The sequence below is a fragment of the Actinomadura napierensis genome, from assembly GCF_039529375.1.
Classification (GTDB): domain Bacteria; phylum Actinomycetota; class Actinomycetes; order Streptosporangiales; family Streptosporangiaceae; genus Spirillospora; species Spirillospora napierensis.
This window is the reverse complement of sequence record NZ_BAAAMR010000005.1, coordinates 145,133-171,572: the sequence shown is the minus strand read 5'-3', so window position 1 is coordinate 171,572 and position 26,440 is coordinate 145,133. Positions and strand designations below refer to the sequence as shown.

The window sequence follows — 26,440 nt, the reverse complement described above, 5'->3', positions numbered from 1 at the left end:
CACCTTCCGCCACCTGGTCGACGGCAAGAAGCCGGACAGCAACTACGACACCGGCACCTCGGTCGGCCACCTCAAGGGCGTCAAGTACCAGATCCTGTCCTGGGGCCACGGCGCCGGCAAGAAGGGCACCCCCAAGCCCCTCGGGTAACGAATGAACGAAAGGGCGGCATCCCACCCGGGATGCCGCCCTTTTCGCGTCCCCGGCCGCCGTCGGGCAGCCCGGCTAGGGTGCCGCCATGCCCGATGAGAACGTCCTGACGCTCCCCGACTCCTGGCGCGCCGAGCTGCATCCCCGGCGCGGCGGCGTCCCCGTCCAGGTGCCCGAGGCGGACGTCTCCGCCGTCGAGACGATGACCGCCCGCGTCGACGACACCGTGCATCGCGTCCTGGAGCACCCCGACCAGGATCCGGAGCTCGCCGAGCGGGCCCGCGCGTACCTTGGGGGCACGGCCGACCCGGTGGGCGCGGCGGTCGTGGCGGGTCTCCTGGACCGGTCGCGCTACGGCGTGGCCCCCGCTACCTCGCCGACGCCTGGACGGCGCAGCACGGGCTCGCCTTCGCCGTCCGGACGTACGCCGAGGCGAACGTCATGGCGGTGGGGCGGGCCCCGTCCGGCAACGAGTCCATCGTCCGGTACCGCGGATCCAACGAGAGCCAGGCGCTGGCGAACTCGGGCAGGCGGATCGGGCACCGCCTGCGCGGCCTGCTCGCCGCGGCCGACGACGACGCGTACGCGGAGGCGGTGGACGGCCTCGCCGAGCACCGGCGCGACCGGCTCCAGCGGATCGTGGTCTCGCGTACCGGAGCCCGCTGCGGCCGGCGAGCAGGTCGAACGCCTCGTCCGACGGCACCAGCGCCAGCGTCTCCAGCACCCGCCTCCGGTCGGCCTCCTCGAACCCCCGGTCGACCAGGGGGTCCAGCAGGGGCGCGGCGGCCGTGCCGAGGCCGTCCAGCACGGTGACCAGCACGCCGGCATCGGTGCGCGCCGACGTGAAGGACTGCGGCCAGCCGGCCGGAGGGGGCACGGCGAGCAGGTCCAGATGGTGCGGAGACCCCAGCGCGCACATCAGCATCCACCAGTAGCCCGATTCCACACCCCGGCCGTTGGGAGGAGCGGCGCAGCCCTCCTCCACCCAGTCCGTGCGCGTCGGCACGAGGTAGGTTCGACCGCTACTTCGCCGGACATCCGCTGATCTTCCACATCGCACGCCGCCTGGTCTGGCTCGCCGACCACGGCGACACGACCACCGCGTTCCGGCTCGCCGAAGACCGCACCTGCGCCGACGCCGCGGACGAGCCCTACACACCGCCCGAGTCAGCCCGGATACGGATCGCACACCCGATCGAGCTGGGCGAGGCCGGCGTCACCGCCTGGGGCGAGGTGTTCGCCGACTACGAGATCCTCCAGCCCTTCCCCCAGCTCGGCCGAGGCGTCCACGCCCTGACCGAGGAGGAGAAGGCGGCCGACCACCTGGAGCGCTTCGAGGGCCTGACCGTGCCGACCGGCGTCGTCCTCGGGCTCGAACGCCTCGGCTGGGCGCGCGCGACTCCCGACCACCACAACGTCCAGGACACGATCGCCCGCGCCCTGCCCGACGGCCTGCTCGCGACCATCCACCTGCATCCCGGCATCGAGGCCGGAGACCCGCGAGCACGTCCCGAGCAGACGCTACGCCTGGTCAGCCTCGCCGAAGCCCCCGGCACCGGCCCGACCCGCACCGGGCACACCTTCGCCAAACTGGACGACCTCACCGCCTCAGAGCTCCTAGGCCACCTCACCCACCTGACCAGATCAGCCCCATAACACCAAAGGACCAGACGCTCGACGTGCCTTCCGGGCCCTTGGCCCGGAAGGCGGACAGCACGAAGCCCCTCCGCAGAACGAGCCGACCAGCAATCGACGAGGGCGCATGAACAGCGCACATCGGAGGGCCCATCCAGCACACCGACCACAACGGTGTTGAGCCGGTACGAGCGGCCGAACACGGGTTGGCGGCCGGGATTCCGTGGCGCGGGCGAGGCTCGGCCGGGGCCCATACGCGAACAGCGACGACTCCGTGTACGGAGGTCGTCGCTGGTGGTTGCGGGGTGCGCCGTCAGGGACTTGAACCCCGAACCCGCGGATTAAGAGTCCGCTGCTCTGCCAATTGAGCTAACGGCGCCTGTCTTTAGGGGCTCCGGCCTTGGCCGGTGTCCCTGGCGACAGGAAGAACAGTAGCAGGACCCGCGGACCAGTGCGAATCGGTTACTCCCCGCCCGGCAGGACGCTCACGATGCCCCGCCACAGCGCGATCGCGGTGGCGCGGGAGCTGACGCCGAGCTTGCCGTAGATGCGGTTGACGTGGTTCTTCACGGTCTTCTCGCTGAGGAACAGCTGCCGGGCGATCTCGCCGTTGGAGCGTCCGGTGGCGATCAGGTCCATCACCTCGGCCTCCCGCGCGGACAGCCCGAGCGACACGCGGTTGGCGTCCCGGACGCTGCGGATCAGGTCGTGCACGGTGAACGCGCCGGGCACCAGGTGCCCGCAGGCGCCGCCGCGGATCGCGGTCTCGACGGCGGGGCCGTCGTCGGCGGAGGCCAGCACGAACACCCGGGACGAGCGGCTGAGCGGGGACGCGTGCTGCGCGGCGCCGGCGTCCAGCAGCACGATGTCGGGCCGCAGCCGCTCGGCCAGCGGCAGCGCCGCCGCCGCGTCATGGGTCTCGGCCACGACCTCCATCTCGCTGCTGCCGTCGAGCAGGGTGATCACGTTCGCCCGCACGCGGGCGTCGCCGTCCACCACAAGTACGCGCAGTGGGGCGGTCTCATCGACACTCATCCGTCGCCCTTGGGGTGTCGTTGGCGTTTATAGGGTCGGAGCATAACCGTCCGATCATCCTGAGCCAACGAAGAACGACGCGCGCCGCCACCGCCCGAGCGCGGCCACCGACCGCAAAAGGAAAAAGCCCCGGTCGTCTCCGCGACGACCAGGGCTTCCTTTGCCTGGGGTGAGTGAGGGGACTTGAACCCCCGACATCTTGGACCACAACCAAGTGCTCTGCCAGCTGAGCTACACCCACCATGGCCGGGATCGCTCCCGGCTCCCAGTAGTGTAGCGGCTCCCGGGGAGTGGGTCAGCCGGGTGCGGCGTCAGCGGGCGGAGATGTCCGCGGCGAGGGCGCGGGCGGTCTCGGAGTCGGGGCCGGGCTGCGGGACGAACACGGCGGCGCGGTAATAGCGCAGTTCCTGGATGCTCTCGGTGATGTCGGCGAGGGCGCGGTGCCCGCCCTTCTTCTCCGGGCTGGCGAAGTAGGCGCGCGGGTACCAGCGCCGGGCCAGCTCCTTGATGGAGGAGACGTCGACCATGCGGTAGTGGAGGTGGGAGTCCAGGGCGGGCATGTCGCGGGCCAGGAACGAGCGGTCGGTCGCGATCGAGTTGCCGCACAGCGGGGCCTTCTTGGCGTCCTTGACGTGCGACCGGACGTAGTCCAGGACGATCTCTTCGGCCTCGGTGAGGGTGATGCCGCCCGGGAGCTCCTCCAGGAGGCCGGACGTGGTGTGCATGTCGCGGACGACCTTGGTCATCTGCGCGACCGACTCGGGCGGCGGCTTGATGATCACGTCGACGCCCTCGTCCAGGATGTTCAGCTCGCTGTCGGTGACCAGAGCGGCTATCTCGATGAGCGCGTCGGCGCGCAGGTCGAGTCCCGTCATTTCGCAGTCGATCCACACGAGCCGCTCGTTCATGGGTTCACCCTACGACCATGGACGACTGCGCGGGGCATCGAGTCAGCGGGCGGCTATGTGCGCGGGGACGGAAATGCCGGGGGTGAGGGCCGGGTCGGGGACGGGCGCGCCGAACGTCTGGTGGACGGGCAGGACACCGGCCCATGTCGGGAGGGCGTGGTCCTCGTCGTCGTCGCTGGGCGGGCCCTGGCGGATCTTGACGGACGCCTCGGCGAGGGGGAGGGCGAGGACGGTGGTGCCGGCGAGTTCCTTGCGGGTGGGGTGGCGGGCGGCGTCCCACTGGCCGGGGGCGAGTTGCTCGGTGACGACGCGGAGGGCCGCGAGCTTCTCGTCCTCGCCGGTGACCGGGGACGGGACGCCGTAGACCATCGCGCTGCGGAAGTTGATCGAGTGGTGGAAGAGCGAGCGGGCCAGGACGATGCCGTCCAGGTGGGTGACGGTGACGCAGATCTCCTGGGCCGGCGCGGTCATCAGGCTGGACGCGCCGGTGGAGCCGTGCACGTAGAGGGTGTCGTCGAGACGGCCGTAGCAGGTGGGGATCACGCGGGGCGTGCCGTCGACGACGACGCCGAGGTGGCAGATCAGGCCGGCGTCGAGGATCTCGTAAAGGACGGAGCGGTCGGTGCCGGCGCGTTCGGGGGTGCGGCCGAGGCTGGTGCGGGGCGTTGCGGAGAGCGGTTCCATGCCCGTTTACGCTAGGACGCGAGTGGCCTGGTCAGTAGGGCCACTTGGAATGGAAAGCCAGAGGCCACTTTGTCGATCGATCTGCCGCTCGGCATTGACCGGGACGCGCCCGAGCCGATGAACGCCCAGCTCGTCGCGCAGCTGCGGGCCGCGATGCGGGAGGGGCGGCTCGCGGCGGGGGAGCGGCTGCCCGCGAGCCGGGCGCTGGCGGCGCTGCTGGGCGTCAGCCGGACGGTGGTGACGGAGGCCTACGAGCAGCTCTACGCGGAGGGCTGGCTGGAGGGCCGGCACGGGTCCGGGACGTACGTGACGGACGGGGTGGCGGCCGATCCGGCGCCGATCCGGGAGCAGCCTCGCAGTCTGGCGGGGAGCACGCGCAGGCCGGCGCGGCAGGGGGAGATCGACCTGCGGCCGGGGATGGCGTGGGTCGGCGCGCTGGACACCCCGGCCTGGCGGCGGGCGTGGCGGCTCGCGGCGGGCATGCCGCCGCAGCAGCGGCAGGAGCCGCACGGGGTGCCGGGGCTGCGGGTGGCGCTGGCCGAGTACATCCGGCGCAGCCGCGGCGTGGCGTGTCCGGTCGACGGCCTGCTGATCACCCGCGGCGCGACGAACGGCCTGGACCTGCTGGCGGCGACGGTGCTGCGGCCGGGCGACCGGGTCGGCGTGGAGGAGCCGGGTTACCGGCGCGCGCGTTCGGTTCTGGCGGGGCGTGGCGCCGAAATCGTGTCGTGCCCGGTGGACGAGCACGGCTTGATCGTCGACGGCCTGCCGGACGACCTGCGCCTCGTCTACGCGACGCCGTCCCACCAGTACCCGATGGGCGGGGTGCTGCCGGTCCCGCGGCGGCAGGCGCTGCTGGCGTGGGCGCGGCGGACCGGCGCGCTGATCGCCGAGGACGACTACGACGGCGAGTTCCGCTACGACGTCGCGCCGCTGCCCGCGCTGTACGGGCTCGACCCGGAAGTCGTGGTCTACCTGGGCACGTCGGCGAAGATCCTCACCGCGGACATGGGCGTCGGCTGGCTCGTCGGCCGTCCGGACCTGGTGGCGGCGATCGCGCTGCGGCGCGAGGAGCTGAACGACCGGACGGCGGTCGTCCCGCAGCAGGCGCTCCGGCTGTTCCTCGAACGCGGCGACCTGGACCGGCACGTCCGGCGGATGCGCGGGGAGTACGCGCGGCGCCGCGAGGTCGTGGTGCGGGCGCTGGACGGGCTGCGGCTGCGCGGCGACACGGCCGGGCTGCACCTGGTCGTGGACCTTCCGCACGCGGTCGCGGAGCGGGTCGCGCGGGACGCGGCGGAGCGCGGCGTCCTGGTGGATCCGCTCGAACGCCACCACGCGGGCCCCCGGTCGTTCGGCGGGCTCGTCGTCGGTTACGGCTCGGCGGGCAGCCCGGCCGAACTGCGGAACGGCTGCGCGATCGTCCGCGAACTCGCGGCGGCCGCCCTGCACGAGGCGGCGCCGACGGCGGAGTCCGGGCAGGACGCGGCCGGCGCCGCGGTCGAAGGACCGGACGCCGGGCGCGTGGAGGGAACCGCGTCCGGGAGCTAGTGCGACAGTGCCGAGGAGCCGACCGGCACGGGGTCGCCCTGCGGCGGCGGATGGTCAGGATTCGACGGGACGCCCGGCAGCGGCGCCGCCCTGGAGGGGCGCGCGGGCGCCTCGGCCGGCTCCGCCCGGACCGGCTCGGACGCCCGTACCGGGTCGGGGGCCCGGACCGGGTCGGGAGCGTGCGTCGGGCGGCTGAGCAGCAGTGGCGCGTCCGCCGCCCCGGGGATCGGCGCGCGGGGCACCGGGATCGGCGCGACCGGGGTGTCCGGGCCGGTGATGCGGCGGATGTCGATGCCGCCGGGGTCGGGACGTTCGGCCAGCGGCACCTGCGACGCGCCGAAGTGGCCGCCGAGCGCCCAGTCCCGGCGGGAGCGCAGCGCGTGGTAGGACTGCGGCGACGGCAGCGGGGGCCCGGCGGGCCAGCGGCGCGCGACCCCCCACGTCTCCAGCCACGTCACGATCGCCTCGACGCCGACGAGCAGCGAGCCGGTGAACGGGATCCGGGACTGGCCCACCACCATGATCTGCACGCAGACGCGGCCCTCCCGGCCGACCGGCGGGCCGAGCAGCCGGGCCGCCCGGGTCACCGGCACGAGCTGGACGACGTCCCCGGAGCCGGGGTGCCAGACCAGGTGCGGCGGCCGTTCCTCCTTGACCAGGTCGGCCGCGGCCGAGCGCGCCGAGACGGTGCGAGGGTCGCACTCGCCGGACAGCCATACGGCACGGGGCGCACCTCCCCGTAGCGCTCCACCGTCCTGTCGTGCCGGCATGCGGCCGGCTCCCGGCAGCCATGCGTCTGCCACGGTTGCGTCCCCCCAATCGGGCGGTCTAGCCCCGAATGGTCTAGTCCTCTTCTCTTAGCCCAGCGAGACCCATGAGTCCAGCTTGCCGCCACGGGCTGGGAACGAACGGCTGGTGCTTCCGACCACGGCGAAGCCCACTCTTCGCGGCAGTCGAAGCGAAGGCGTACCCAGGCCGTCTTCCGCTTGCACCCGTGCAAACCCGTTTTCTCAGCAAGTTTCAGGCTCCCGGAGGTTTAAGGGCATTTCGGACATCATTCGTGCAGGTCAGCACCGTCATGGGGGTCCGGTTTACCGGGTTGGAGCGGTGTCCGGATGTGGCCGAGAGGTTACCGAGCGCATATTCCGGGACGGGCGGCCGGGGGATCGGGCGGGTTGCCGGGGGTCGGCTGCGCGGCCCGGACCGAGCCGCGTTCTAATGGTGGGTCATGACCGTTGACGCTGACCTTCCGGCCGGGGTGCCCGGCATCGACGTCCCCCGCCTCGCGGACTGGCTGGACCGCGCACTGCCCGGCGCCGGCCGCATCAGCGCGGTCGACCTGATCGCGGGCGGCCGCTCCAACCTGACCTACGGGATCACCCTGGACGGCGGCCGCCGGATCGTGCTGCGCCGCCCGCCGCTCGGGCACGTCCTGCCGACCGCCCACGACATGGGCCGCGAGTACCGGGTGCTGTCCGCGCTCGGCGACGCCACCGCCGTCCCCGTCCCGCGCACCCTCGCGTTCTGCGACGACGAGGACGTCATCGGCGCCCGCTTCTACCTCATGGACTTCGTCGAGGGCCGCGTCCTGCGGACCCGCGAGGACGCCGACGACCTCACCCCCGAGCAGGCGCGCGGGCTCAGCGAGGCGCTCGCCGGCGCGCTCGCCGCCATCCACACGGTGGACGTGAAGGCCGCGGGGCTTGAGGACTTCGGCCGCCCCACCGGCTACATGGCCCGGCAGCTCAAGCGCTGGGGCAAGCAGTGGGACAGCTCCCAGGAGGCCATCAAGGCCACCGGCAACACCCACGACCTGCCCGAGTACGACCGGCTCGTGGCGCGGCTGGCCGGACGGCTGCCCGCCGACGCGCCCGCCCGGCTCGTCCACGGCGACTTCCGGCTCGACAACGCCCTCGCCCGGCTGGAGCCGCGCCCCGAGATCGCCGCCGTCGTGGACTGGGAGATGTCGACGCTCGGCGACCCGCTGTCCGACCTCGGCCTCACCCTCGTCTACTGGGCCGAGGCCGGCGACACCGACCAGCTCCCCGTCGGCGCCACGATCACCTCTGCGCCCGGCTTCTTCACCCGCCGCGAGTTCACCGAGCGGTACGCCGAGCTGACCGGCTTCGACCTCGCCGACCTCGACTTCTACGTCGCGTTCGCGTGCTTCAAGCTCGCCGTCATCCTGGAGGGCATCCACGCCCGGTTCCTGCAGAACGCGACCGTCGGCGAGGGCTTCGACCAGATCGGCGCCGCCGTCCCGCTGCTGCTCGGCCGCGCGCACGGCATCCTCGACGCCGGCTCCCCCTGGTGACCCGCGCCTGATCGACGCAGCGAAGAGCGCGCCCGCCGTCCCGGGCGCGCTCTTCTCACGTCAGCACTCGTAAGAGACAGAGACAGACGCACCGGACGAGAACGAGACGGTGCCGCTCCGGTTTCCCAAACACCAGTCGCCGGAACGGGACACGTTGACGAACGCCGTGCGCCCGGCGGCCAGGTGGCCGCCGCCGCCGGCGCTGATGGGGCCGGACGTATTCGTCACGCGCCAGTTCACGTATCCGCCCACTGCGGTGACCTTGACCGAGCAGGAGTCGTTATGGCCCATGCTGCATCCGGCGGCCGTCATGCGACCGGGATGGGGCGGCGGGGGCGCGTGGGTGACGGGCTGAGACGGGGGCCTGGTCGTCGGCGTCTTCGACGGGGACTTCGACGGCGAGGGCGACTCCGAGGGCGACTTCGACGGTGAAGGGGAGGTCGACGACACGCTGGGGGACGGGTCGGTGGGGGTCGGCTCGGCGGGCGCGCTGGGGTCTCCCGGGTCGCTGCTCGATCCGGCCGCCGCCGGCGGCGTCCCCGACGCGCCCGGCCCGGACTCGCCGCCGAACGCCGCGAACGCGCCGGCCAGCACCACGATGGCCGCGACGGCCGCCGCGCCGGCGCCGATGAGCGGTCCGCGCCGCCGGCCGCCGGTGCCCCGGTCCTTCGCCCGGGCCGGCGTCGGCTCGTAGGGCAGCGGCCAGCCGTACTCGTCGAACGGCTCGGTCCACGCCGCGATGGCCCGGCGGTTGCCGGCCCGGTCCTCGGCCGTCGCCGCGGTCAGCACGTCCAGCCGCAGGTCCGCGGGGATCGCCGCGATCGGCAGCACCGACAGCAGCCGGTCCGCGGGCAGCGGCGGCGTCTGCATCTCCGTGCAGACCGGGCAGCTCGCCACGTGCCGGACGAGCGACGTCGCCGTCTGCGGCGCCAGCGGCCACGACTCGGTCAGCGCGGCGACGCTGGGGCAGTCCTTCCAGTGGTTCTGCGCGATGAGCGACGCGCGGATCGCGGCGTCCAGGTCGAGCCGGGACCGCTCCACGAGCTCGAGGGTCTCCTCCAGCGGCATGCCGAAGATGCCGGACAGGTCCACCTCGTCCAGCTCGTGGCGGATCGACAGGTCGATGGCCTCGCGCTGCCGGCCGCTGAGCGCGGTGAGCGCGCTGTGCGCGAGCAGCCGGCGCTCCTCCCGGCGGGCCAGCTGCTCGGCGGACAGGTCGTCCTCCGCCTCCGGCGCCTCCTGCCCGACGTGCCGGTTCGGGCTGTCCCGGCGGCGCATGCACTCCTTGCGGGCGATCGCGTACAGCCAGCCGCGGAGCCGGTCCGGCTCGGCGAGCCGCCCGGCGTGCTCGCGGGCCGCGATGACGCAGTTGCGCAGCGCCCCGGCCGCCTCCACGCGGTCGCGCAGCAGGCCGTGGCAGTAGTCGTAGATGAATGGAGCGTAGGCGTCGTACACCTCGGTCAGCGCGATGACGTCTCCGGCCCGCAGCGACTCCGCCAGCCTCAGGTCGTCGTTGTGCGCGGACCCCGGCTCACCGGCCACGGGAACCCTCCAGTCGAATCGGTTTCTCGAACGTGCCCCCCGGTGAGCGCGGCGAGCGCCGGCGTCTGGACGCCTGCAGGCGCGCTCTGGTTGCCCGATCTTGCCACCAACCTGCTGGAATTTCTCCCGTCCGGCCGATAATTGTGACCGTTACGGTACGCGGCGTGGCCGTATCGCCTTGACGATCAGCGGCTACGCCAGCAAATGTGATGTGGGTCTCAGTGTTGCGAGGACCGGCCTCCGCCGTCCGGCGGCGGCGCCGCGCAGGTCCAGCTGACGGCCGCCGCCGCGCTGGGCGAGAAGGAGACCGTCCCGCTGTCGGACGAGGTGCAGCTCCCCGAGAGACTGACGGTGACGCTCGTCGAGCCGCCGGCGGAGAGCGTGCCGCCGCCTCCGGCGCTGATGAGCGACGACGAGGTGCCCGTCACCGACCAGGTCACCGAGCCTCCGACCGCCTGCACGGAGATCGCGCAGCTGCCCCCTGCCGCGGTGATGCTGCACCCGGACACCGACAGGGTGCCCTTGGCAGGCTTGCTGTGGGTGGGGGCGGGCTTGGAGGAGTGGGGCGCCTTGCCGTGGGTGCGCGTCGGGGTCGGCGTGGCCGAGGTGGGCGTCGGCGTCGGGGTCGGAGTCGCGCTGCTCGTGGTCGGGGACGGCGACGTCGACGGTTCGAGGGACGTCGTGGACTCCGACGGGTCCGGCACCGACGACGACCCGGACGGGGCGGACTGCGCGCCCGTGTTCCCCGACGACCCGTCCGGCATCAGGAAGAACGCCCCGGAGACGATCAGCAGCACGGCGACCGCGGCCGCGACCGCCGGCCACAGCGCGCGCGGGGCGCCGCGGCGGCGCCCGTCCGCGGGGTCCTGATCGGGATGCTCGGGCCATCCCCAGGCGTCGAACGGCCCGGCGCGGTGCGCGACGGCCGCCATGTCCGCGGCGAGCGCCGCGTCCGTCGCGGTCGCCATGACGAGCCCGCGCAGGTCGGTCGGCATCATCGCGACCGGCAGCACGTTCAGCAGCCGCGCCGCCGACACGTTCCGCCGGCGCCGCTCGGAGCAGACCGGGCAGTCCTGGATGTGGTGGACGAGCCGCCGGACGGTCGGCGGCGGCAGCGGCCAGTCGCCGTCGTCGGCGAGGCCCGCGACGGCGGGGCACTCGTCGCGTCCCGCGTGCGCGACGTGGGCGGCGGCGAGCGCGTCGTCGAGGCGGGCCAGCGCGGTGCCGGTGAGGTCGGTGGCCTCCTGCGCGTCCAGGCCGAGGACGGCGCCGATGTCGGCCGCGTCGAGGCCGTGCCGCAGCATGAGGTCGAGGGCCTCCCGCTCGCGGCCGCGCAGCCCCGCCAGCGCCCCGTGCACCAGCCGCCGCGCCTCCAGCCTGCGGGTCAGCTCCTCGCCGTCCAGGAAGCCGTCACCGGCCTCGGGGGCCTCGTGCCGCTCGGCGGGACGGTCCGGGTCGCGCAGCCGCCGCATGCACTCGTTGCGGGCCAGCGCGTACAGCCAGCCGCGGAACCGCTCGGGCTCGCGCAGTACCGGCACGTTCGCGTACGCGGCGACCAGCGCGTCGTGGAGGGCGCTCGCCGCGGGCTCCTGGTCGCGCAGCAGCGCGTGGCAGTAGTCGTACAGCCGGGCCGCGTAGCGATCCATGACCTGGATGAGGGCGCCGGGATCGCCGGCGGCCAGCTCCCGCGCGAGACGTTCGTCGTCCGCGCGGTCGAGGGTAGGCCAACCGGACACAGGGTCCTCCCGCGGGATCGGGTGCCGCCTCGGGCGGCTCTGGTACCGCCTCGGGGCGGCGGGTCCTCGTCCGCTCTGCCGGGGGACGGGCTCAGGGAAGAAGGGGAGCGGTTCCGCTCTCCCGGCGCGCGCTCCGGGCGGTTCCCCGTCGCGGGCCGGGGAGGAGGGAAGGTCGGAGGCCCGACGGCCCCGCTCCCCGTCGGGCCTCCACAAGAAATGACGATCGACTCCGGCGCCCGGTTGACGCCGAATCCAAGAAAATCCTTGGAAATACCCGGCGCGACCGGAGCGCTACGAAGTGATGCGCCGGGACAGCATCTTCAGGAAGATCTTGGAGATCTCCTGCGGGGTCATGGCGACCTGCACGTTCCCGTTGGTCGCCGCGGCGATCTTCTCCAGCTCGTTCTTGTCGACGCCCTTGCCGAAGCCGATCATGTTGACCTGGATCGGCTTGTTCGGGTCCTTCAGCTGCCTCAGCTCGGACAGCGTCTGGTTGAGCGTCGGCCCGTCCGGGTCGTCGTTCTGGCCGTCGGTGAGCAGCAGGATCGAGTTGCCGAACTCCGGCTTGTAGGTCTTGTTCATCAGCTTGTAGGCGTCCAGCATCGTCCGGTAGAGGCCGGTGTCGCCGGTGGGCTTCGGCTTCATCTGGTTCAGCCAGGACAGCACCAGCCCGCGCCGCGTGGTGGACCCGATGCGGTCGCCGAGCGCGCCGATCGGCACCGTCTGCTTGTACGGCGTCTTGCCGTTCATGTTCGTGGAGAACAGCCACTGGCCGAGCTCGGTGTCGTTCGACATCATCGCGAGCCCGCCCTGCGAGACCTGCGCGATCGCCTGCAGCCGGTTGGTGTGCGGGGCGACCTGCTCGGCCATCGAGCCGGACACGTCGATCAGCGTGAGCATGCGCAGCCCGAGCGTCAGCTTCGACCACGCCTGCATGACCTGCGCGACCTGGTCGCTCTTCGGCGCCGGAAGCTGCCGCGGCCGGGCCGGGCTGACGCCGGAGGCGGCGTTGAAGCCGTCCGGCGCCTTGCCGTCGGACGTGCGGAACCCGAGCTCCCGCAGGTCGCCGCGGGTCGCGTCGGTCGTCATCGCCTTCTCGAGCAGGCGCGCCGCCTTGCTCTCGTTGCCGTCCTTCGTGGTGACGATGAACGGGTAGTCCATCGACAGCGTGCCCTCGGTCGGGTACAGCGCCACGGCGGGCTCCGCCGGCTTGGTCCGGTTGTAGCTCCACAGCGCCTGCTCCGACGACAGGGAGATGGGCTGCTTGCCCGTCCGGTCCTTGCGGAAGTGCGTGAACTCCGCCGACACCGAGGGGACGAGGTTCTCCCGGACGGTCCGGACGATGCCGGTGAAGATCGAGTCCCGGTTGGGGTCGTTCGCCAGCAGCATGCTCGTGACCAGCAGCGAGCCCATGCCGGCCGCGTTCTTGGTCGGGTCCGGGACCACCATCCGGACCGAGCCCGCCGGGATCATCTGGTTCTTGGTCACCGCGCCGCCCGCGACGCCGCCCGCCGCCTTCAGCAGGTTGTCCCAGGACGGGCTCGCGGTGACGCCCTGCTTCTTCAGCTGCACGGCCAGCGACTGCGGCAGGCCCACCACGATCGGGCTGGTCGCGAGCGAGGTCTTGGCCGACTCCAGGTCCTTGTCGCCGCCCTGGCCGCGGGCCAGCGAGGCCCACAGCGAGGAGTCGGGGATCCACACGTCCGGCCGCTGGTTCGACGAGTTCGACACGCCCTGCCCGGACAGCAGCGTCGCCGCCGACGCCGGGTCGACCTTCTTCACGTCGGCCCGCACGCACTTGCCGCCGACCTTGTGCTTGGCGTCGTTGAACCGGCCCGCCGCCTTGACGATCGCCGGCTGGATGTCGGGCGCCGCCGCGACCGACAGGCTCATCGCGTCGTCGCCGGAGCACCCGCCGCCGCTCTCGGCGAACGCGTACACGCCGACCCCGAGCAGCAGCGCCAGGCCCACGGCCCCGGCCATCGGGCCGATCAGCGCGGCCTTGCTCCGCTTGCGCTTGCGCTTGCCGTACTCGTAACCGCCGGTCCCGCCGCCGTAGCCGCCCGACCCGCCGGAACCGCCGCTGGAACCGCCGGATCCGCCTGAACCGCCGCCGTATCCGCCGGAGCCGCCCGCTCCCGCGGCCCCGCCGCCGAAGAACCCGGACGGCATCTCGTCCGAACTGCGGATCGCGTCGTACTCGCTGTACCCGGTCCCGGCCAGCGGGGACCTGCCGGGCGGCGGCTCCTGCGGCGTGGGCGCCGCCATGGGGTCCTGCCGCCCGGTGCCGTACCCGCCGGACCGTCCGAGCCCGTACCCGCCCGCGTCCGACGCTCCGGTGAAGCCGCCGGCGCCGTACACGGGCTCCTCGGACGAGGCGCGCGGCGTGAACCACTCGGGCGTCTCGCCCGGCCCGGACGCCCGCGGCGCACCGCCGGGCGGGCCCGGAGGGGCACCAGCGGGCGGGCCCGGAGGCGGCCCGGCCTGCGGCTCCTGCGTCAGCGGAGGGCTCTGGGAGTCCCTGGTGCCGAACCAGTCGGAGGACCCGTCGTTCGCGGGTCCGAAGACAGGCGTGGACGGGTCATAGCCCTCCTCACCCGTCCCCTCAGGGAAGTCATTGCGATGACGTCCGCTCATGGCTGCCCTCGATTCACCAGAAACCCGCCGATGTTCCACGGCACTGTAGTAGTACGAAGTAGAGGTTACAAAGAACTCAAAATCGATGATGACGCAGGTCATCAGCGTATGTCCTGACGATCCTGGCATCGCTCCCCGCCGTCACGCCCCGGTTCCGGAGCGCCACACGGCGGTGCGGGCCCTGTGATCATGGGTGGATCGGACCCGGAGACCGTGCGCGATCCTCCCGCAAACCCGAACCACCGCGCGCGGCCGGAACCGGCCGCCGCCTCCTCTTGCCCCGGTCCGGGCACCCCGTCCGCTCCGCCACAATCGGAGCATGGCCGGCTTCTTCCCCGTCACCTCTCCCACCGACCCCCGGCTGGCCGACTACACCCGGCTGCGCGACGTCAACCTGCGCAAAAGCCTCGAAGCCGAGCACGGCCTCTTCCTCGCCGAGGGGGAGAAGGTGATCCGCCGCGCGGTCGCCGCCGGCCACCCCGTCCGCTCCCTGCTGATGGCCCGCCGCTGGACCGCCTCCCTCGCGGACGTCCTTGACAGCGTCGACGCCCCGGTCTACGTGGCCGACGACACCGTCCTGGAAGGCATCACCGGCTTCCCCGTCCACCGCGGCGCCCTCGCCTCCCTCGAACGCCTCCCGCTCCCGCCCGTCGACGCCGTCGTGAAGGACGCCCGCCGCATCCTCGTCCTCGAAGACGTCGTCGACCACACCAACGTCGGCGCGATCTTCCGCTGCGCCGCCGCCCTCGGCGTCGACGCCGCCGTCCTCGCGCCCCGCTGCGCCGACCCCCTCTACCGCCGCTCGGTCAAGGTCTCGATGGGCGCCGTGTTCGCCCTCCCGTACGCCCGCATGACCGACTGGCACAACGGCCTCGCCGATCTGCGCGCTTACGGCTTCCAGATCCTCGCCCTCACCCCGTCCGCCGGCGCCGTCCCGCTGGACTCCGTCCCGCCCGCCGACCGCCGCGCCCTCCTCCTCGGCTCCGAAGGCGACGGCCTCTCCTCCCGCTGGCTCGACGAGGCCGACCACCGCGTCCGCATCCCCATGAACGAAACCGCCCTCACCCGCGGCGTCGACTCCCTCAACGTCACAGCCGCCGCCGCCATAGCCTGCTACACCCTCCTCCGCACATAGACCCTGCTTCCTGCTGTCAATGGGACGCCGAACGCGGGAAATGCCCCGGCATTGATCTCTATACGGAAAACTCGAACTCCCAGTCATGGGACGCATGCCACCGCGAGAAGCCACAGTGTCCGACTGCGAGCGTGATATCGCAGAACACCGGCCCTGACCTGATCCTCTGTGTATTGGCGCTTTCTTCGCCCTCTATCTGCCGTTGCGCCGGGCTCCTTCGACTGTGCGGAAAGGTGGCAGGCCGTTCGACGGCTCGGCTCACTGCTGAACATCCGGCGGCTGAAGGTTCACCTTCTGATTGATCTCTTCTCTGCTGGGAATGCGGCTGGAGTCCTCCGCCGCCTGAGCGAAGCCGACGGCCACCTTGATCTCTCCGGCCACGGCGGGCGCCTCCCAGTCGTAGGCCTGTTTGAAGGGAATCCGCTGCCCGGTCATCTCCAGCGCATTGCGTGCGTTGCCGCCGCTCTCGGCGAGGCCTCGCCCGAACCCGCGTCCCGCCAGCGCATCATTCCCTCCCTTGCCGATCAGTTTCCAGAACGACTTCGCCTTCATCTCCTGAAGTGACTTAACCACCTTTGCGAGAATGGCTCGGAGGTGACGGAGGATCTCCATTACCTTCTGGGCGATCCGGGAGTTACGGTAGGCGGCGATGGCCGCTCTCCGGCGGTTGCTCCTGCGGTGGCGGTCGCGGACGCCCCAGCGACGGAATGGCGGCCGCCTGGGCGGCGAGCCATGTGACGATGAGCCAACCGACGAACTGCGAGATCAGATCGCGACGCCGACCAAGCCCTACTCGTGGCCACTTATACCAGTGCGCTTTCGCGACGCCCTGGATCGCCTTCGCTCTGTCGCTGAAGGCGTCGAGGTGGGGCTGCGGTCAGGAGTTTCTGGGGTCGTGCTCGATCTCGATTCCGCCGCCGCCCTCGCTCCTCGGGTGCCCGCGTGTCGCTGAGGTCGGGCAGCCGGGACTGCACCAGTCCGACGACGTCCATGGACAGCGCGATGTCCTGGATGTGCTCCGCCATGCGCTGCTGGTTGCGGTCTCACTTACCGGCCGAACATGCCTCGGCGGGATCGGCGGTGCGTGCCCTTCGCGCGGTGCGCGGCGGCCGCCGCGCCGGCGGGCACGCGGCGCCTGCCGAGCCGTACCTGCGTGAGCAGCACCGCGATCGCCACCATCAGCGCCGCCAGCCACGCGACCTGCGTGCTCGCGACCCGTTCGAAGGTGAGGTCCTGCGCGACGGGCGCCTTGTTCCCGCGCAGCCTGCTGTTCGGCGTCACCGAGACCGTGGAGGGGGCGATCGACGGGCTGGGCGCCGCGATCGGCGGCAAGGCCACGTGGGGATTCTGCGCCGCGAACGACGAGTTCGGCGTCGGCAGCACGTTGTCGCTGGTCGATCCGGCCGCACCGGCCGAGGACGTCCCGCCGCTGGTTCCGCTGCTACCCGAGCCGCTGCCGCCACCGGAGCCGCTGCCCCCGCTCGACGACGAGCCGGTGGACGACGGCGACGGCGTGGCGCTCTTGGAGGGGGACGGCGACTTCGACGGCTTCGTCGGCGACTTGGTGGGCGTCTTCGACGGAGACGGAGTCGGCACCACGAGTTCGACCGTCACGGATTTCGCCAAGGCCTTCGTGTCGGTCGCGTCGACGGTGATGGTGAAGGTGAGTTCTCCCGACTTCTTGATGGACTTGGGCACGGTCACGGTCGACTCGATCAGGCCGCGATGTCCTGCCGCCAACTCGCCCACGGTGCAGCCGGTCGAGGTGTAGGGCGCTGCGCAGTCGCCGCCGACGGTGGCCTTGGGCGACGTCGTGATGCCGACGACCTTGATGCCCGACACCGTGCCGCCGTCCGCGATGACGTGCGTCCGCACCTGAACGGTGCCACCTGGGCGCACGCTCTCCGAGAGGGCGCTCACATCCATCGCGAGCGTTCCCGGGGTGGGCGTTGGTGATGCGGAGGTCGAGTCTGACGGGGTCGGCGAAGATGTGTCTTCGGCGGAGGCGGATGCGCCTCCGGCGGCGAGGATGGCCGCTGCGCCGAGCCCAACAAGAATCGGTTTCACCGCCGGTCGGCAGTACACCGCCCCAGCACCTCCGTCGCATCGCCTTTGAGCGCCTGTGCCCGCTGTACCCGGGAGATCGTCCCAGGAATCATGCCAACACGGATCAACGGGCCAAAGCAACCCCGTGGACGCTCACATGACTTCCTCTCGCACGTCCTCTATCTCCGTGCTCGGCGCCCAGGCCTGCCATACGCCCTGGTCAATGCGCTCCAGGCCGAGGGATTCGGCCACCGGGGCGCGCCCGCCGACGTACTCGACCCGCAGCCAGGTCTCGTGCTCGCCGACGACGACGAACCGCTCGCCGCGCCACCGGCACGTCGTGCGGACGTAGTGGAGCTCCTCGACCTCGGACGCCGGGACGATCCGCCGGAACCGGCCGGGGCGCAGCTCCTCGAAGCCGTCCGTCGGCCCCGGCGTGTAGAGCCGGATCTCGCCGTCGGCGCCCGGCGCGGCCTCGAAGTCGCGGCCGAGCCAGCGCGCCACGTAGCCGTCCCTGATCACTGCGCGGCCCCCGTCCGCCCGTCCGCGGCGTCGGGGCCGGCGGCCGCGTCGGGCCGCAGCCACGCGAGCCGGTCCGGGTCGTACATCGCGACGAACCTCTCCGAACGATCCATGCCCAGGTAGTACATCTCCGCGCCGTAGGGCAGCCGGACGCTGTCCACCTTGTACTCGCGGATGGAGCCGGCGCTTCCCGGCGCGAACCCGCCGCCGAGGAACGGGGGCCGCTCGATCACCCATCCGGCCTCGCCCCACGCGGCCATCTCCTCGGCGTCGCGTCCGCCGAAGGGGATGCGGTACAGCTCCGGGCAGTACGCGGGCCACCGGATCACGTAGACGCCGTCGTCGGCGGGGGTGAAGGGCGTGCCCTCGTAGAGCAGGCCCAGCGCCTCGTACAGCTGGACGGGCGTCTGGAGTTCCGCGACGTCGCCGGTGGCGTGCACGAACCCGCCGACGCGGTCGTAGCCCTGCTCCAGGTACCAGCCCACATGTCCGTGCGGGACGACCTTCTGCATGATCGTCGGCTGGGACACGCGGTCGTCGAGGTCCTCGGTCCGCGGCGCCGGCGCGGCCGTCACGTCCCGCACCGTCAGGTCCGCGGCGGGCTCCCGCGGCGGCGGGGGCGCGGGGACCTGCGGCCGGGCCTGGACGAGCCCGACCCGCACGGCCCACTCGCTCAGCGCCCGCACCTGGTCGCCGCGCAGGGACGCGCCGATCCGCGTCCCCGGGTTGAGCAGCAGGGCCCAGTCCTCGCGCGGCCACGCGCCGATCAGCTCGCGGAAGTCGGCGTACACGAACCGCGACTCCGGCAGCACCTCCCGCAGCCGGACGAGGGAGGTGAACACCCGGACCGCCGCGCCGTCGCGCAATGCCGCGTCCCACCGGAACTCGCGCTGCACCGGCGTCACCTCGAGCGGCGCGTCCGGCGGGATCGGCACGAGCACGTTGGCGTTCAGCAGGACGCGCAGGAACGCGTCGGAGTCCCCGCCGAGCGCGGCTTCGTAGAGCTCCTGGTCGATCCGGTTCCCCGGCTCGAAAACCGCCTCGGGCTCTTCGACGCTCTGCAGCCGCCGCTCCGGGCCGGCGGGGCCCGTTTCCTGCGGGGGCGTTGCGGTGTCGCTTGGGGCGCCGGCGGGTTCCGCGGCTCCGACGTCCGCCGGTCCGGTCTGGGCACCGAGGCCGGCGATCGCGTGCCCGCCGGTCACGGTGGACGCGTTCTCGCTGCTCGCCACATCTTGCGCGGGCTCACCTGTGTAGCCATGACCGGGGTCGGACGGGGCGTATGTCTGCGGCGTCGGAGGGCCGGCCGGCGTCCCGTCGGTGTTCGGTGGATCCGCCGGTGCGTCGCCGGTGTATCCGGACGGCAGTCCTTGCGGGCCCCTGCCGAATCCGGCGTGCTCGCTCGGAGGCGGCGCTGCTCCGGTGTCTCCCGGTGCGTGTTCGCTGCCGGACGGGTCGTAGACCTGGGGCTGTGGGCCGGTGTGTCGCGTGACGGCTTGCGCGTTGGTGTCGGCTGTGGACGGTTCGTAGCCGGGGCCTGTGGTCTCCGGGGTGCCGAGTCCGGCTCGGTCGACCTGGGGCATCGGGCCGGTGGTGGTCGGCGCCGCCTCGTGGGTCGGTGCTCCGGTGTCTCCCGGCGCGGGGACCTGCGGTTGGGGGCCGGTGTGCTGTGCGGCGCCGACCGGTGGTCCCTGCGGTGCGTCGACGTCCGCCGGGACGGTGGCGGCGGGCGGGATCGCCGTGCCAACGGGCGGTGTTCCGGCGTCTCCCGGCGTGTGGGGGAGCGGGCCGGTGTGGTGCAGGGCGGGCGTGGGCTCCGGCACCGTGGGGGCGGGCCCGTCCGGGAGGGGCGTTGACGGTTCGCCGCTCGCGGCGGGTTCGGGCTCCGGGATCGGGCCGGTGTCGGTGGACGGGACGGGCGGGGCGACGGGAACGGCGGGGTTGTCCGGAGGAGGAGGCGTCGCGGCGGACGGCGGGGTGGCGGCCTCCTCGGGCGCGGTGCGCGGCGGGCCGCTGAGGGCGCGGACCTGCTCGCCCGGCATGGTGGCGTCGATCGGGGTGCCGGGGTTGATGACGAGCGTCCAGCCGGGGTCGGGCCAGGCGGACACGACGTCCAGCAGGCTCGGCATCACGAAGCGGGACGAGCCGATGGCGTCGTTCATCCACTTGAGCGACGTGAAGAGCTGGACGGACGTGCGGCCGTGCACGGTGACGGGTCGCCACGGGAAGCCGGGGTCCTCCGGCGCGATGCCCCACGGGGTGTCGGGATCGGCGGGGACGAGGACCTGCGCGCCGAGCAGGATCTTGAAGAAGGCGTCGGTGTCGCGGCGGCGGGCGGCGTCGAAGAGCCGCTGCTCGATGTCGTTCTGCGGCTCGAAGCGGTCGGTCATCCGGGCGGCGGCGCGCTGGTCGGCCCAGGTGGCGAGGCCGGGGAGCTGCGCGGCCATGACGGTGCCGCCGGCGGGGGAGCCGGAGTTGATGGCGAGGAGCCAGCCGTGGTCGGGCCAGTAGCGCAGCGCGACGGTGAACGGCAGCTTGATGTACTCGGTGCCGGTCCCGGCGGCGTGCGCGGCCTCGATGAGCCGCTCGGGCGAGGTGAAGACCGGGACGACGGTGTTGCCGTCGACCTCGCGGGTCCGCCACGGGAAGCCGGGACGGCCGGGGCGGAGCGTGTAGTCGGTGTCGTCCGGGACGGGCAGCAGGATCTCGGTGTCCGCCATCGTCTGCAGGAACAGGTCGTGGTCGTTGTTCGCCGCGGCGCGCAGGAGTTCGCGTTCGACGTCGTTGGCCGGCCGGAACTCGGGCCGGGACGGCTCGGGCGGTGCCTCGCGGGTCAGCTCCCGGTGCTGGCCCTGCAGTTCCTCCCAGGGCGACTCGTCCGGCGAGGACGAGGACGACGATGAGGGCGACAGCGCCGGTGAAGGCGACGGTGCCGGAGGCGGTGACGGCGGTTCCGGCGAGGACGCCGGTTCCGGCGAAGGCGAAAGCGAAGGCGCTGGTTCCGGTGAAGGCGCCGGTTCCGGAGCGGGCGCCGGTTCCGGAGCGGGCGCCGGTTCCGGGGCAGGCGCCGGTTCCAGGGCCGGTGCCGGTGCCGTGCCGGACGGGAGTTCGGGGCGGCCGACCCGGGGCGGGCGGCCGTCGCCGTCGGCGACCTGGCGGACGAACCAGGCGGGCATCCGCGACTCGATCGGCAGCGGGGTGCCGCCGGGGTGGGCGGGGGCGTCGACGGCCAGCCACCAGCGGGCGTCCGGCCAGGTCTCGGCGAGGTCGCCGAAGCGCAGCGTCATGAAGTGCCGCCAGGATGGGCCGAGGCACGCGCGCATCGCCGCCGCGGAGGTGTAGGCGAGGACGTGCACGCGGCCGTCCTCCTCCTGGGTCGGCCAGGCCGGCCGCGTCCGGCCGGCGAGGACGCCGTCGACGGCGTCGTCCGCGACGGGCACCACGAGCTCGCTGCCCGCGAGGACGCGGAAGTAGCCCTCCTGGTCCCCGGCCCGTACGGTCTCCTCCAGTCGGCGTTCCAGTTCCGACGTGGGTCGCCACGCGTCGGCCACCGCCGCCACCCCCTGTTTCGTCCGTGCTCGTCCCCGACCCGCCGGGTCCCGGTGGGAGTCCCGGCGGGAAGTAGCGCGACTGCCTACGCTACAGGGGCGAACAGGACCAAAGGCCATAAACGTCTGTGCTTGCGGGCGATTCCGCAGGTCAGCGCCGTGCCGACCCCGCCAGTCGCGCCAGCGCGGTGCACAGCCGGTCGATGTGCTCCTCGGTGCTGCCGATTCCGAAGCTCGCGCGGACGGCCGCCCCCTCGCCGCAGCCCGCGCCGCCCTCCCCGTCCAGCAGGTGCCGGACGAGCGGGTGCGCGCAGAACTTGCCGTCCCGCACGCCGATGCCGTGCTCCCCGGACAGCGTAAGCGCCACGTCCCGCGCGTTCCAGCCGGTCACGGTGAAAGACACGATCCCGACCCGCGGAGACCGGTCGCCCCACAGGGTGAGCTCGCGGACGTGGGGGAGCGCGGCGAGGCCGGCGCGCAGCCGGGCGAGGAGGCGTTCCTCGCGGGCGGCGAGCGCGTCCCAGCCGGCGGCGGTGAGCGCGTCGCAGGCGGCGGCGAGCGCGATGACGCCGAGGACGTTGGGGGTGCCGGCCTCGTGCCGCTGCTCGGCGGACGGCGCCCACCGGACGGTCTCGGCGACGGACGCGCTCGCGCCGCCGCCCTTGAGGTAGGGGTCGGCGGCGCGCAGCCAGTCGGCGCGTCCGGCCAGCACGCCGGCGCCGAACGGCGCGTACAGCTTGTGCCCGGAGAACGCGACGTAGTCCAGGCCGAGCGCGGTCATGTCGAGGGGGCGGTGCGGGACGAGCTGCGCGGCGTCCACCGCGATGCGGGCGCCGTGCCGCCGGGCGACCTGCGCCAGCTCGCGGATCGGCCACAGCTCGCCGGTGACGTTGGACGCGGCGGTGACGACGAGCAGCCGGGCCCCGGCCGGCGTCGCGGCGAGCGCGCGGTCGGCGGCGTCGATCGCCTCGGCGGGCGTGGCGGGCACGGGCAGCCGCACGGCGCGCCGCCACGGCAGCAGCGACGCGTGGTGCTCGGACTCGAACACCACGACGCTCGTCCCGGACGGGACGGCGTGCGCGAGCAGGTTCATCGCGTCGGTGGTGTTGCGGGTGAACACGACCGCGTCGCGCCGCCACGCGCCGAGGAACGTCCGCACGGTCTCCCGCGCGTTCTCGTAGGCCTCGGTGGTGACCTGCGAGGCGTAGCCGGCGCCGCGGTGCACGCTGCTGTAGTAGGGCAGCGCGCGGGTGACGGCCTCGTGCACCGCCTCCAGACAGGGCGCGCTGGCGGCGTAGTCGAGGTTGGCGTACGGGACGCGGCGGCCGTCGTCCAGCGGGACGGGCGCGTCCGCGCCGATGACGCGAGGGGCGCGAACTTCCGGCCCGGTGCCGGACGTCTCAGCACTCGTGAACGGGGAGCGGGACGGTGCGGGGGCGAGCGTGGGCATGCCGGTTCCTTCCGGGGTCAGGGACCCCGGGGACGCGCCTGCGGGATCCGCGCTTGCCGGGACGCGGTGTCGCGTCCGGCCCGGTCCTCACCCGGGGCACCCCATCGCGGACGAAGGGTTGCCGGCCAGCGAGCCGGGGCTTGGCGCTGGCGCTCATGACCTAGTGCGGAAGTATATGCGGGGCCTGTGGCAGATCAAGCGGGAGGGTGCGATGCGGTACGGGGTGGTTCGGGCGCTGGCCGGGGGCGTGGTGATGCTCGGCGTGTCCGGTCTGCTGGGCGCGTGCGGTGCGCTGGGGGGCGACTCCGGCCAGGTCTGCACCGACACCAAGAAGGCGTTCCAGCAGTACGTCACCCAGGTCAGGAGCGTGCCGGCGGCGGAGCCGGCGCAGTGGGGGCAGGCGACGCAGCGGCTCGCGACCCGCCTCGACGGGCTGGCGAAGAAGACCGATGACGGGGCGCTGAAGAAGGCGCTCCAGGACGAGGCGGGCCGGCTGCGCTCCGCCGCCGCGAGCGTGCACGCCGGGGACGCCGCGCAGCTCAGCGCCGTGCTGGACGGGACGCCCTCGCGCATCGGAAAGGCGTGCGACTAGCGGGCGTCCGGCCGGAAGGCCGCGGGCCCGGCGGGTTCACCGCCGGGCCCGCGCTGCGACGCGGCGCTAATTGAACATCTGGCCGCCGCTGCCATCGTCGCCGGTGCCACCACCGCCGCCACCGCCGTTGCCTCCGCCGTCGTTCCCGCCACCACCACCGTCGTTGCCGCCGCCGTCGTTCCCACCGCCGCCATTGCCGCCGCCGTCACCGCCGCCGGGCAGCGACGGGATGATGGTCGGCAGGCCGCCGGTGGGGGGCGTCGACCCGCCCGGCTCCTCCGTCCCGCCGGACGGGCGGTGCGACGGGCCCTGCGTGGACGGCGGCTCGGTGCTCTGGCCGCCGCCGGTGGGCGGGCCGCCCCAGCCGCTGCCGGGGGTCTCGGACGGCGACCCGAACGACTCGGGGTCGTAGCCCTTGATGTCGACCGCGTCGGCCATGTACGACCGCCACATCTGGGTGGGCAGCTGCCCGCCGTACGCGCCGTACCCGGGGATGTTCAGCGCCTTGTTGTCCTCGCGGAACATCGCCACGGTGGTCGCCATCTGCGGGATGTACCCGTTGAACCAGATCGCGCGGCCCTCGTCGGTGGTGCCGGTCTTGCCGGCGACGTCGCGGCCGTCGGGCAGCTGCGCGCCGGTGCCGGTGCCGCCCTGGACGACCTGCTGCATCGCGTACGTGGCGTCCCGCGCGACCTGCGTGCTGAACGCCCGCTGGCCCTTCTCGGCGAACTTGCGGGTCTGGCCCTCGTTGTCGGTGACCGACTTCACCACGAACGGCGTGCGGAACTGGCCCTCGTCGGCGAACGTCGCGTACACGCCGGCCTGCTGGACCGGGTGCAGCGACACGATGCCGAGCGGGAACGACGTCGCGGACCGCTGCGCGGCCGTCATCTGCGACGAGGAGACGCCGAGCTTCTCGGCCATGTCGGCGATCTTGCTGTTGCCGATGTCCTGGCCGAGGTTCACGTAGGCGGTGTTGACCGAGTGCTCGGTCGCGGTGACGAGGTTGATGTTCCCGAAGTTCTCGCCGCTGTCGTTCTCGATGCGGTGGCCGCCGAAGTACTGCGGGGAGCTGCCGTCATAGCTGTCGGACAGGCTCTTGCCGTCCTCCAGTGCGGCGGCGAGCGCGATCGGCTTGAAGCCCGACCCGACCTGCGCGGTGTCGTAGAAGGCGCTGCTCGCGGCCTCGGTCAGGTAGTTGCGGCCGCCGTAGAACGCCAGCACCTGCCCGGTGTTCGGGTCGACCGACACCAGCCCGGTGCGGATCTTCTTGCTCATCCCGGCCGGGGCGGCGGCGTCGACGGCCCGCTTCGCCGCGTCCATCAGCCGCTTGTCGAACGTCGTGGTGATCTTCAGGCCGCTGCGGTTGATCTCGTCCTCGGTGTAGCCGCGCCGCTCCTCCAGCTCCTTCTTGGCCAGGTTGACCATGTAGCCCTTCTGGCCCTTGAGGACGTCGGTGATCTTCTCCTTGCCGGGCAGCGGGAACTTCATCGCGGCGGCGTCGGCGGACGACAGCGCCCCGTCGCGGACCATGTTGTTCACCACCGCGCGCCAGCGCTGCTCGGCGTACACGCGGTGCTGGCCGGTCGGGTCGGAGAAGTTGCTCGGCTGCTGGATCGCGGCGGCCAGGTACGCGGACTCGGCGGGGGTGAGGTCCTTGACGTCCTTGTTGTAGTAGGCGTGCGCGGCCGCCTGCACCCCGTAGGCGTCGCGGCCGAAGTAGATGGTGTTGAGGTACTGCTCCAGGATCCAGTCCTTGGACTTCTCCCGGCCCACCTTCAGGGAGACCATGATCTCCTTGAGCTTGCGGGTGACCGAGCGCTCCTTGCCGATGCCGCCGTAGTAGTTGCGGACCATCTGCTGGGTGATCGTGGAGCCGCCCTGCAGCTGCTCGCCGGTCGCGGTGGACCAGAACGCCCGCGCGGTGCCCTGCACCGACACGCCCGGGTCCTTGTAGAAGCTGCGGTTCTCGGCCGCGATGACCGCGTCCCGGGTGCTCTTGGGGATCTGGTCGTACTTCACCGCGTCCCGGTTCATCCCGGTCTTGGCGATCAGCGTCTTGCCGTCGGAGTAGTAGAACGCGGGGCCCTGCGCGAGCGCCTGCTCCTGCGGGGAGGGGACCGGCGTGAAGACGTAGGCGATCGCGAACGCGGCGACGAAGAACCCGAGGATGCCGAGCAGCGTGAACAGGATCCGGCGCAGGTAGCGGGCGCGCCGGCTGCGCGGCTTCTTCGGCCCCTTGCCGCCGCCGGCACCTCCACCGCCGCCGCCGGAGCCGCCGGGGCCGCCGCCGGGGCCGCGCCCGGGTGGCCCCCCTTGCCTGGTCGAAGCAGCCGGCATGGTCTTGGTATCTCCCGCCGCCGAGTCGCTCACACCAGCGCCGGCGGAGGCGCCCGGAACGTCCCGCGCGGCGCGGGGGGTATCGGGGGACACGCCCTTTTCGACCGCCGGAGATTGGGCGTCGACCGCCGGAGATTGGGTGTCGACCGCCGGAGATTGGGCGTCGGCGGCCGGGGATTGTGCACCGGCCGGCGGCGATTGCGCCTCCGCGGCGCCCGCGATGCCCGCCGCGTCCGCCTTGTCGTCGTTCTGAGATATGTCGTCGTTCAGGGCTGATTTCGGGTCGGGGGCGGTTTCTCCGGTGTCCACGGTGAGCGTCGCCGCCCGGGTCGCGGGGGCCCCCGCCGGCCCGCCCTCCCGGCCGGGCTCGCGGTCGCCGGCCTGGTCACGGGCCTGGTCACCGGCCTGGGCGGCCTCGTCCGCCGGGTTGTGGCGCGGTGCGGCGGCGTCCCCTGCGTCCGCCGCGGCGGCCTTCGCGGGCTCCTGCCCGAGATCGCGTGCCATGCCCGGTGTGCCGTCTTCCTGACCTTTTTCCCTGCTGCTCACAAGCCCCCCGTGATTATTGCGTTACCGACGATACCTGAGGGGATCCATGCGATGGGCCGCCCAATGCGCATCCT

The 26,440-nt window shown here is 72.9% G+C and carries 18 protein-coding genes, 2 tRNA genes and 1 riboswitch; of the genes, 5 read left to right on the top strand and 15 right to left on the bottom strand.

Translation table 11 applies throughout. The features are described from left to right. Positions 1–1,087: 1,087 nt before the first annotated feature. The gene (locus tag ABD296_RS05300; RefSeq protein ID WP_344262039.1) at positions 1,088–1,804 is read left to right on the top strand and encodes a DUF4132 domain-containing protein; all 717 of its coding nucleotides are present in this window, start codon (positions 1,088–1,090) and stop codon (positions 1,802–1,804) included. A 285-nt stretch (positions 1,805–2,089) separates the two neighbouring features. Here the strand turns inward: ABD296_RS05300 and ABD296_RS05295 are convergent. The 5 genes from ABD296_RS05295 to ABD296_RS05275 all read right to left on the bottom strand — a co-directional run bounded on the left by ABD296_RS05295 (position 2,090) and on the right by ABD296_RS05275 (position 4,410). After that, positions 2,090–2,162 (bottom strand) — tRNA-Lys (locus ABD296_RS05295). Between the two features lie 83 nt (positions 2,163–2,245). Continuing rightward, complete coding sequence (locus tag ABD296_RS05290) at positions 2,246–2,818, bottom strand: response regulator transcription factor (protein ID WP_344262035.1); 573 nt, start codon at positions 2,816–2,818, stop codon at positions 2,246–2,248. A 165-nt stretch (positions 2,819–2,983) separates the two neighbouring features. Then, positions 2,984–3,059: transfer RNA gene (locus ABD296_RS05285), tRNA-His, on the bottom strand. Between the two features lie 70 nt (positions 3,060–3,129). Beyond that, entirely contained in the window at positions 3,130–3,726 is a 597-nt protein-coding gene (orn, locus tag ABD296_RS05280) for an oligoribonuclease (protein ID WP_344262033.1), read from the bottom strand. Between the two features lie 42 nt (positions 3,727–3,768). Next, positions 3,769–4,410, bottom strand: a complete 642-nt coding sequence (locus ABD296_RS05275) for a pyridoxamine 5'-phosphate oxidase family protein (protein ID WP_344262031.1) — start codon at positions 4,408–4,410, stop codon at positions 3,769–3,771. Positions 4,411–4,479: 69 nt separating this feature from the next. On the opposite strand from ABD296_RS05275, the gene pdxR reads away from it, so the two are divergent. Further along, complete coding sequence (gene pdxR / locus ABD296_RS05270) at positions 4,480–5,961, top strand: MocR-like pyridoxine biosynthesis transcription factor PdxR (RefSeq protein WP_344262029.1); 1,482 nt, start codon at positions 4,480–4,482, stop codon at positions 5,959–5,961. Here pdxR and ABD296_RS05265 read toward each other — a convergent pair. Then, complete coding sequence (locus ABD296_RS05265; protein ID WP_344262027.1) at positions 5,958–6,731, bottom strand: hypothetical protein; 774 nt, start codon at positions 6,729–6,731, stop codon at positions 5,958–5,960. The genes pdxR and ABD296_RS05265 overlap by 4 nt on opposite strands. A gap of 458 nt (positions 6,732–7,189) precedes the next feature. On the opposite strand from ABD296_RS05265, the gene ABD296_RS05260 reads away from it, so the two are divergent. Continuing rightward, entirely contained in the window at positions 7,190–8,275 is a 1,086-nt protein-coding gene (locus ABD296_RS05260) for a phosphotransferase family protein (RefSeq protein WP_344262025.1), read from the top strand. A gap of 60 nt (positions 8,276–8,335) precedes the next feature. On the opposite strand, the gene ABD296_RS05255 is transcribed toward ABD296_RS05260, so the two are convergent. The 3 genes from ABD296_RS05255 to ABD296_RS05245 all read right to left on the bottom strand — a co-directional run bounded on the left by ABD296_RS05255 (position 8,336) and on the right by ABD296_RS05245 (position 14,190). Continuing rightward, complete coding sequence (locus tag ABD296_RS05255) at positions 8,336–9,817, bottom strand: RNA polymerase sigma factor (protein ID WP_344262023.1); 1,482 nt, start codon at positions 9,815–9,817, stop codon at positions 8,336–8,338. A gap of 218 nt (positions 9,818–10,035) precedes the next feature. After that, positions 10,036–11,553 (bottom strand): RNA polymerase sigma factor, encoded by a 1,518-nt coding sequence (locus ABD296_RS05250; RefSeq protein ID WP_344262021.1) that lies wholly within the window; start codon positions 11,551–11,553, stop codon positions 10,036–10,038. A gap of 291 nt (positions 11,554–11,844) precedes the next feature. Beyond that, positions 11,845–14,190, bottom strand: a complete 2,346-nt coding sequence (locus tag ABD296_RS05245) for a substrate-binding domain-containing protein (protein WP_344262019.1) — start codon at positions 14,188–14,190, stop codon at positions 11,845–11,847. A gap of 319 nt (positions 14,191–14,509) precedes the next feature. Here ABD296_RS05245 and ABD296_RS05240 point away from each other — a divergent pair, with 319 nt between their 5' ends. Beyond that, positions 14,510–15,325, top strand: coding sequence for a TrmH family RNA methyltransferase (locus ABD296_RS05240; protein WP_344262017.1), 816 nt, complete (start codon positions 14,510–14,512; stop codon positions 15,323–15,325). 258 nt (positions 15,326–15,583) lie between these two features. On the opposite strand, the gene ABD296_RS05235 is transcribed toward ABD296_RS05240, so the two are convergent. From ABD296_RS05235 to ABD296_RS05215, 5 genes are all read right to left on the bottom strand, one after another. Further along, a complete protein-coding gene (locus ABD296_RS05235) occupies positions 15,584–15,877 on the bottom strand; it encodes a hypothetical protein (protein ID WP_344262015.1) in 294 nt (97 codons plus the stop codon). A 495-nt stretch (positions 15,878–16,372) separates the two neighbouring features. Continuing rightward, on the bottom strand, positions 16,373–17,200 hold the full coding sequence (locus tag ABD296_RS05230) for a hypothetical protein (RefSeq protein ID WP_344262013.1): 828 nt from the start codon (positions 17,198–17,200) through the stop codon (positions 16,373–16,375). A gap of 324 nt (positions 17,201–17,524) precedes the next feature. Further along, a complete protein-coding gene (locus tag ABD296_RS05225; RefSeq protein WP_344262011.1) occupies positions 17,525–17,893 on the bottom strand; it encodes a hypothetical protein in 369 nt (122 codons plus the stop codon). Further along, positions 17,890–21,441, bottom strand: coding sequence for an SseB family protein (locus ABD296_RS05220; RefSeq protein WP_344262009.1), 3,552 nt, complete (start codon positions 21,439–21,441; stop codon positions 17,890–17,892). Before ABD296_RS05220 ends, ABD296_RS05225 begins: the two co-directional genes overlap by 4 nt. Positions 21,442–21,589: 148 nt before the next feature. Then, positions 21,590–22,888, bottom strand: coding sequence for an aminotransferase class V-fold PLP-dependent enzyme (locus ABD296_RS05215; RefSeq protein WP_344262007.1), 1,299 nt, complete (start codon positions 22,886–22,888; stop codon positions 21,590–21,592). 44 nt (positions 22,889–22,932) lie between these two features. Then, positions 22,933–23,049: riboswitch (SAM riboswitch) on the bottom strand. Positions 23,050–23,099: 50 nt separating this feature from the next. Between ABD296_RS05215 and ABD296_RS05210 the strand changes: the two genes are divergently transcribed. Beyond that, entirely contained in the window at positions 23,100–23,480 is a 381-nt protein-coding gene (locus ABD296_RS05210) for a hypothetical protein (RefSeq protein ID WP_344262005.1), read from the top strand. Between the two features lie 66 nt (positions 23,481–23,546). On the opposite strand, the gene ABD296_RS05205 is transcribed toward ABD296_RS05210, so the two are convergent. Further along, entirely contained in the window at positions 23,547–26,324 is a 2,778-nt protein-coding gene (locus ABD296_RS05205; protein WP_344262003.1) for a transglycosylase domain-containing protein, read from the bottom strand. Positions 26,325–26,440: the final 116 nt, after the last annotated feature.

Excerpts from the sequence above, each read along its gene's own strand:
- orn (WP_344262033.1), bottom strand. The coding sequence starts at position 3,726 with ATGAACGAGCGGCTCGTGTGGATCGACTGCGAAATGACGGGACTCGAC.
- ABD296_RS05210 (WP_344262005.1), top strand. The coding sequence starts at position 23,100 with ATGCGGTACGGGGTGGTTCGGGCGCTGGCCGGGGGCGTGGTGATGCTC.
- ABD296_RS05260 (WP_344262025.1), top strand. The coding sequence starts at position 7,190 with ATGACCGTTGACGCTGACCTTCCGGCCGGGGTGCCCGGCATCGACGTC.
- ABD296_RS05290 (WP_344262035.1), bottom strand. The coding sequence starts at position 2,818 with ATGAGTGTCGATGAGACCGCCCCACTGCGCGTACTTGTGGTGGACGGC.
- ABD296_RS05265 (WP_344262027.1), bottom strand. The coding sequence starts at position 6,731 with ATGCCGGCACGACAGGACGGTGGAGCGCTACGGGGAGGTGCGCCCCGT.
- ABD296_RS05215 (WP_344262007.1), bottom strand. The coding sequence starts at position 22,888 with ATGCCCACGCTCGCCCCCGCACCGTCCCGCTCCCCGTTCACGAGTGCT.
- ABD296_RS05240 (WP_344262017.1), top strand. The coding sequence starts at position 14,510 with ATGGCCGGCTTCTTCCCCGTCACCTCTCCCACCGACCCCCGGCTGGCC.
- ABD296_RS05205 (WP_344262003.1), bottom strand. The coding sequence starts at position 26,324 with ATGGCACGCGATCTCGGGCAGGAGCCCGCGAAGGCCGCCGCGGCGGAC.
- ABD296_RS05235 (WP_344262015.1), bottom strand. The coding sequence starts at position 15,877 with ATGAAGGCGAAGTCGTTCTGGAAACTGATCGGCAAGGGAGGGAATGAT.
- ABD296_RS05275 (WP_344262031.1), bottom strand. The coding sequence starts at position 4,410 with ATGGAACCGCTCTCCGCAACGCCCCGCACCAGCCTCGGCCGCACCCCC.
- ABD296_RS05245 (WP_344262019.1), bottom strand. The coding sequence starts at position 14,190 with ATGAGCGGACGTCATCGCAATGACTTCCCTGAGGGGACGGGTGAGGAG.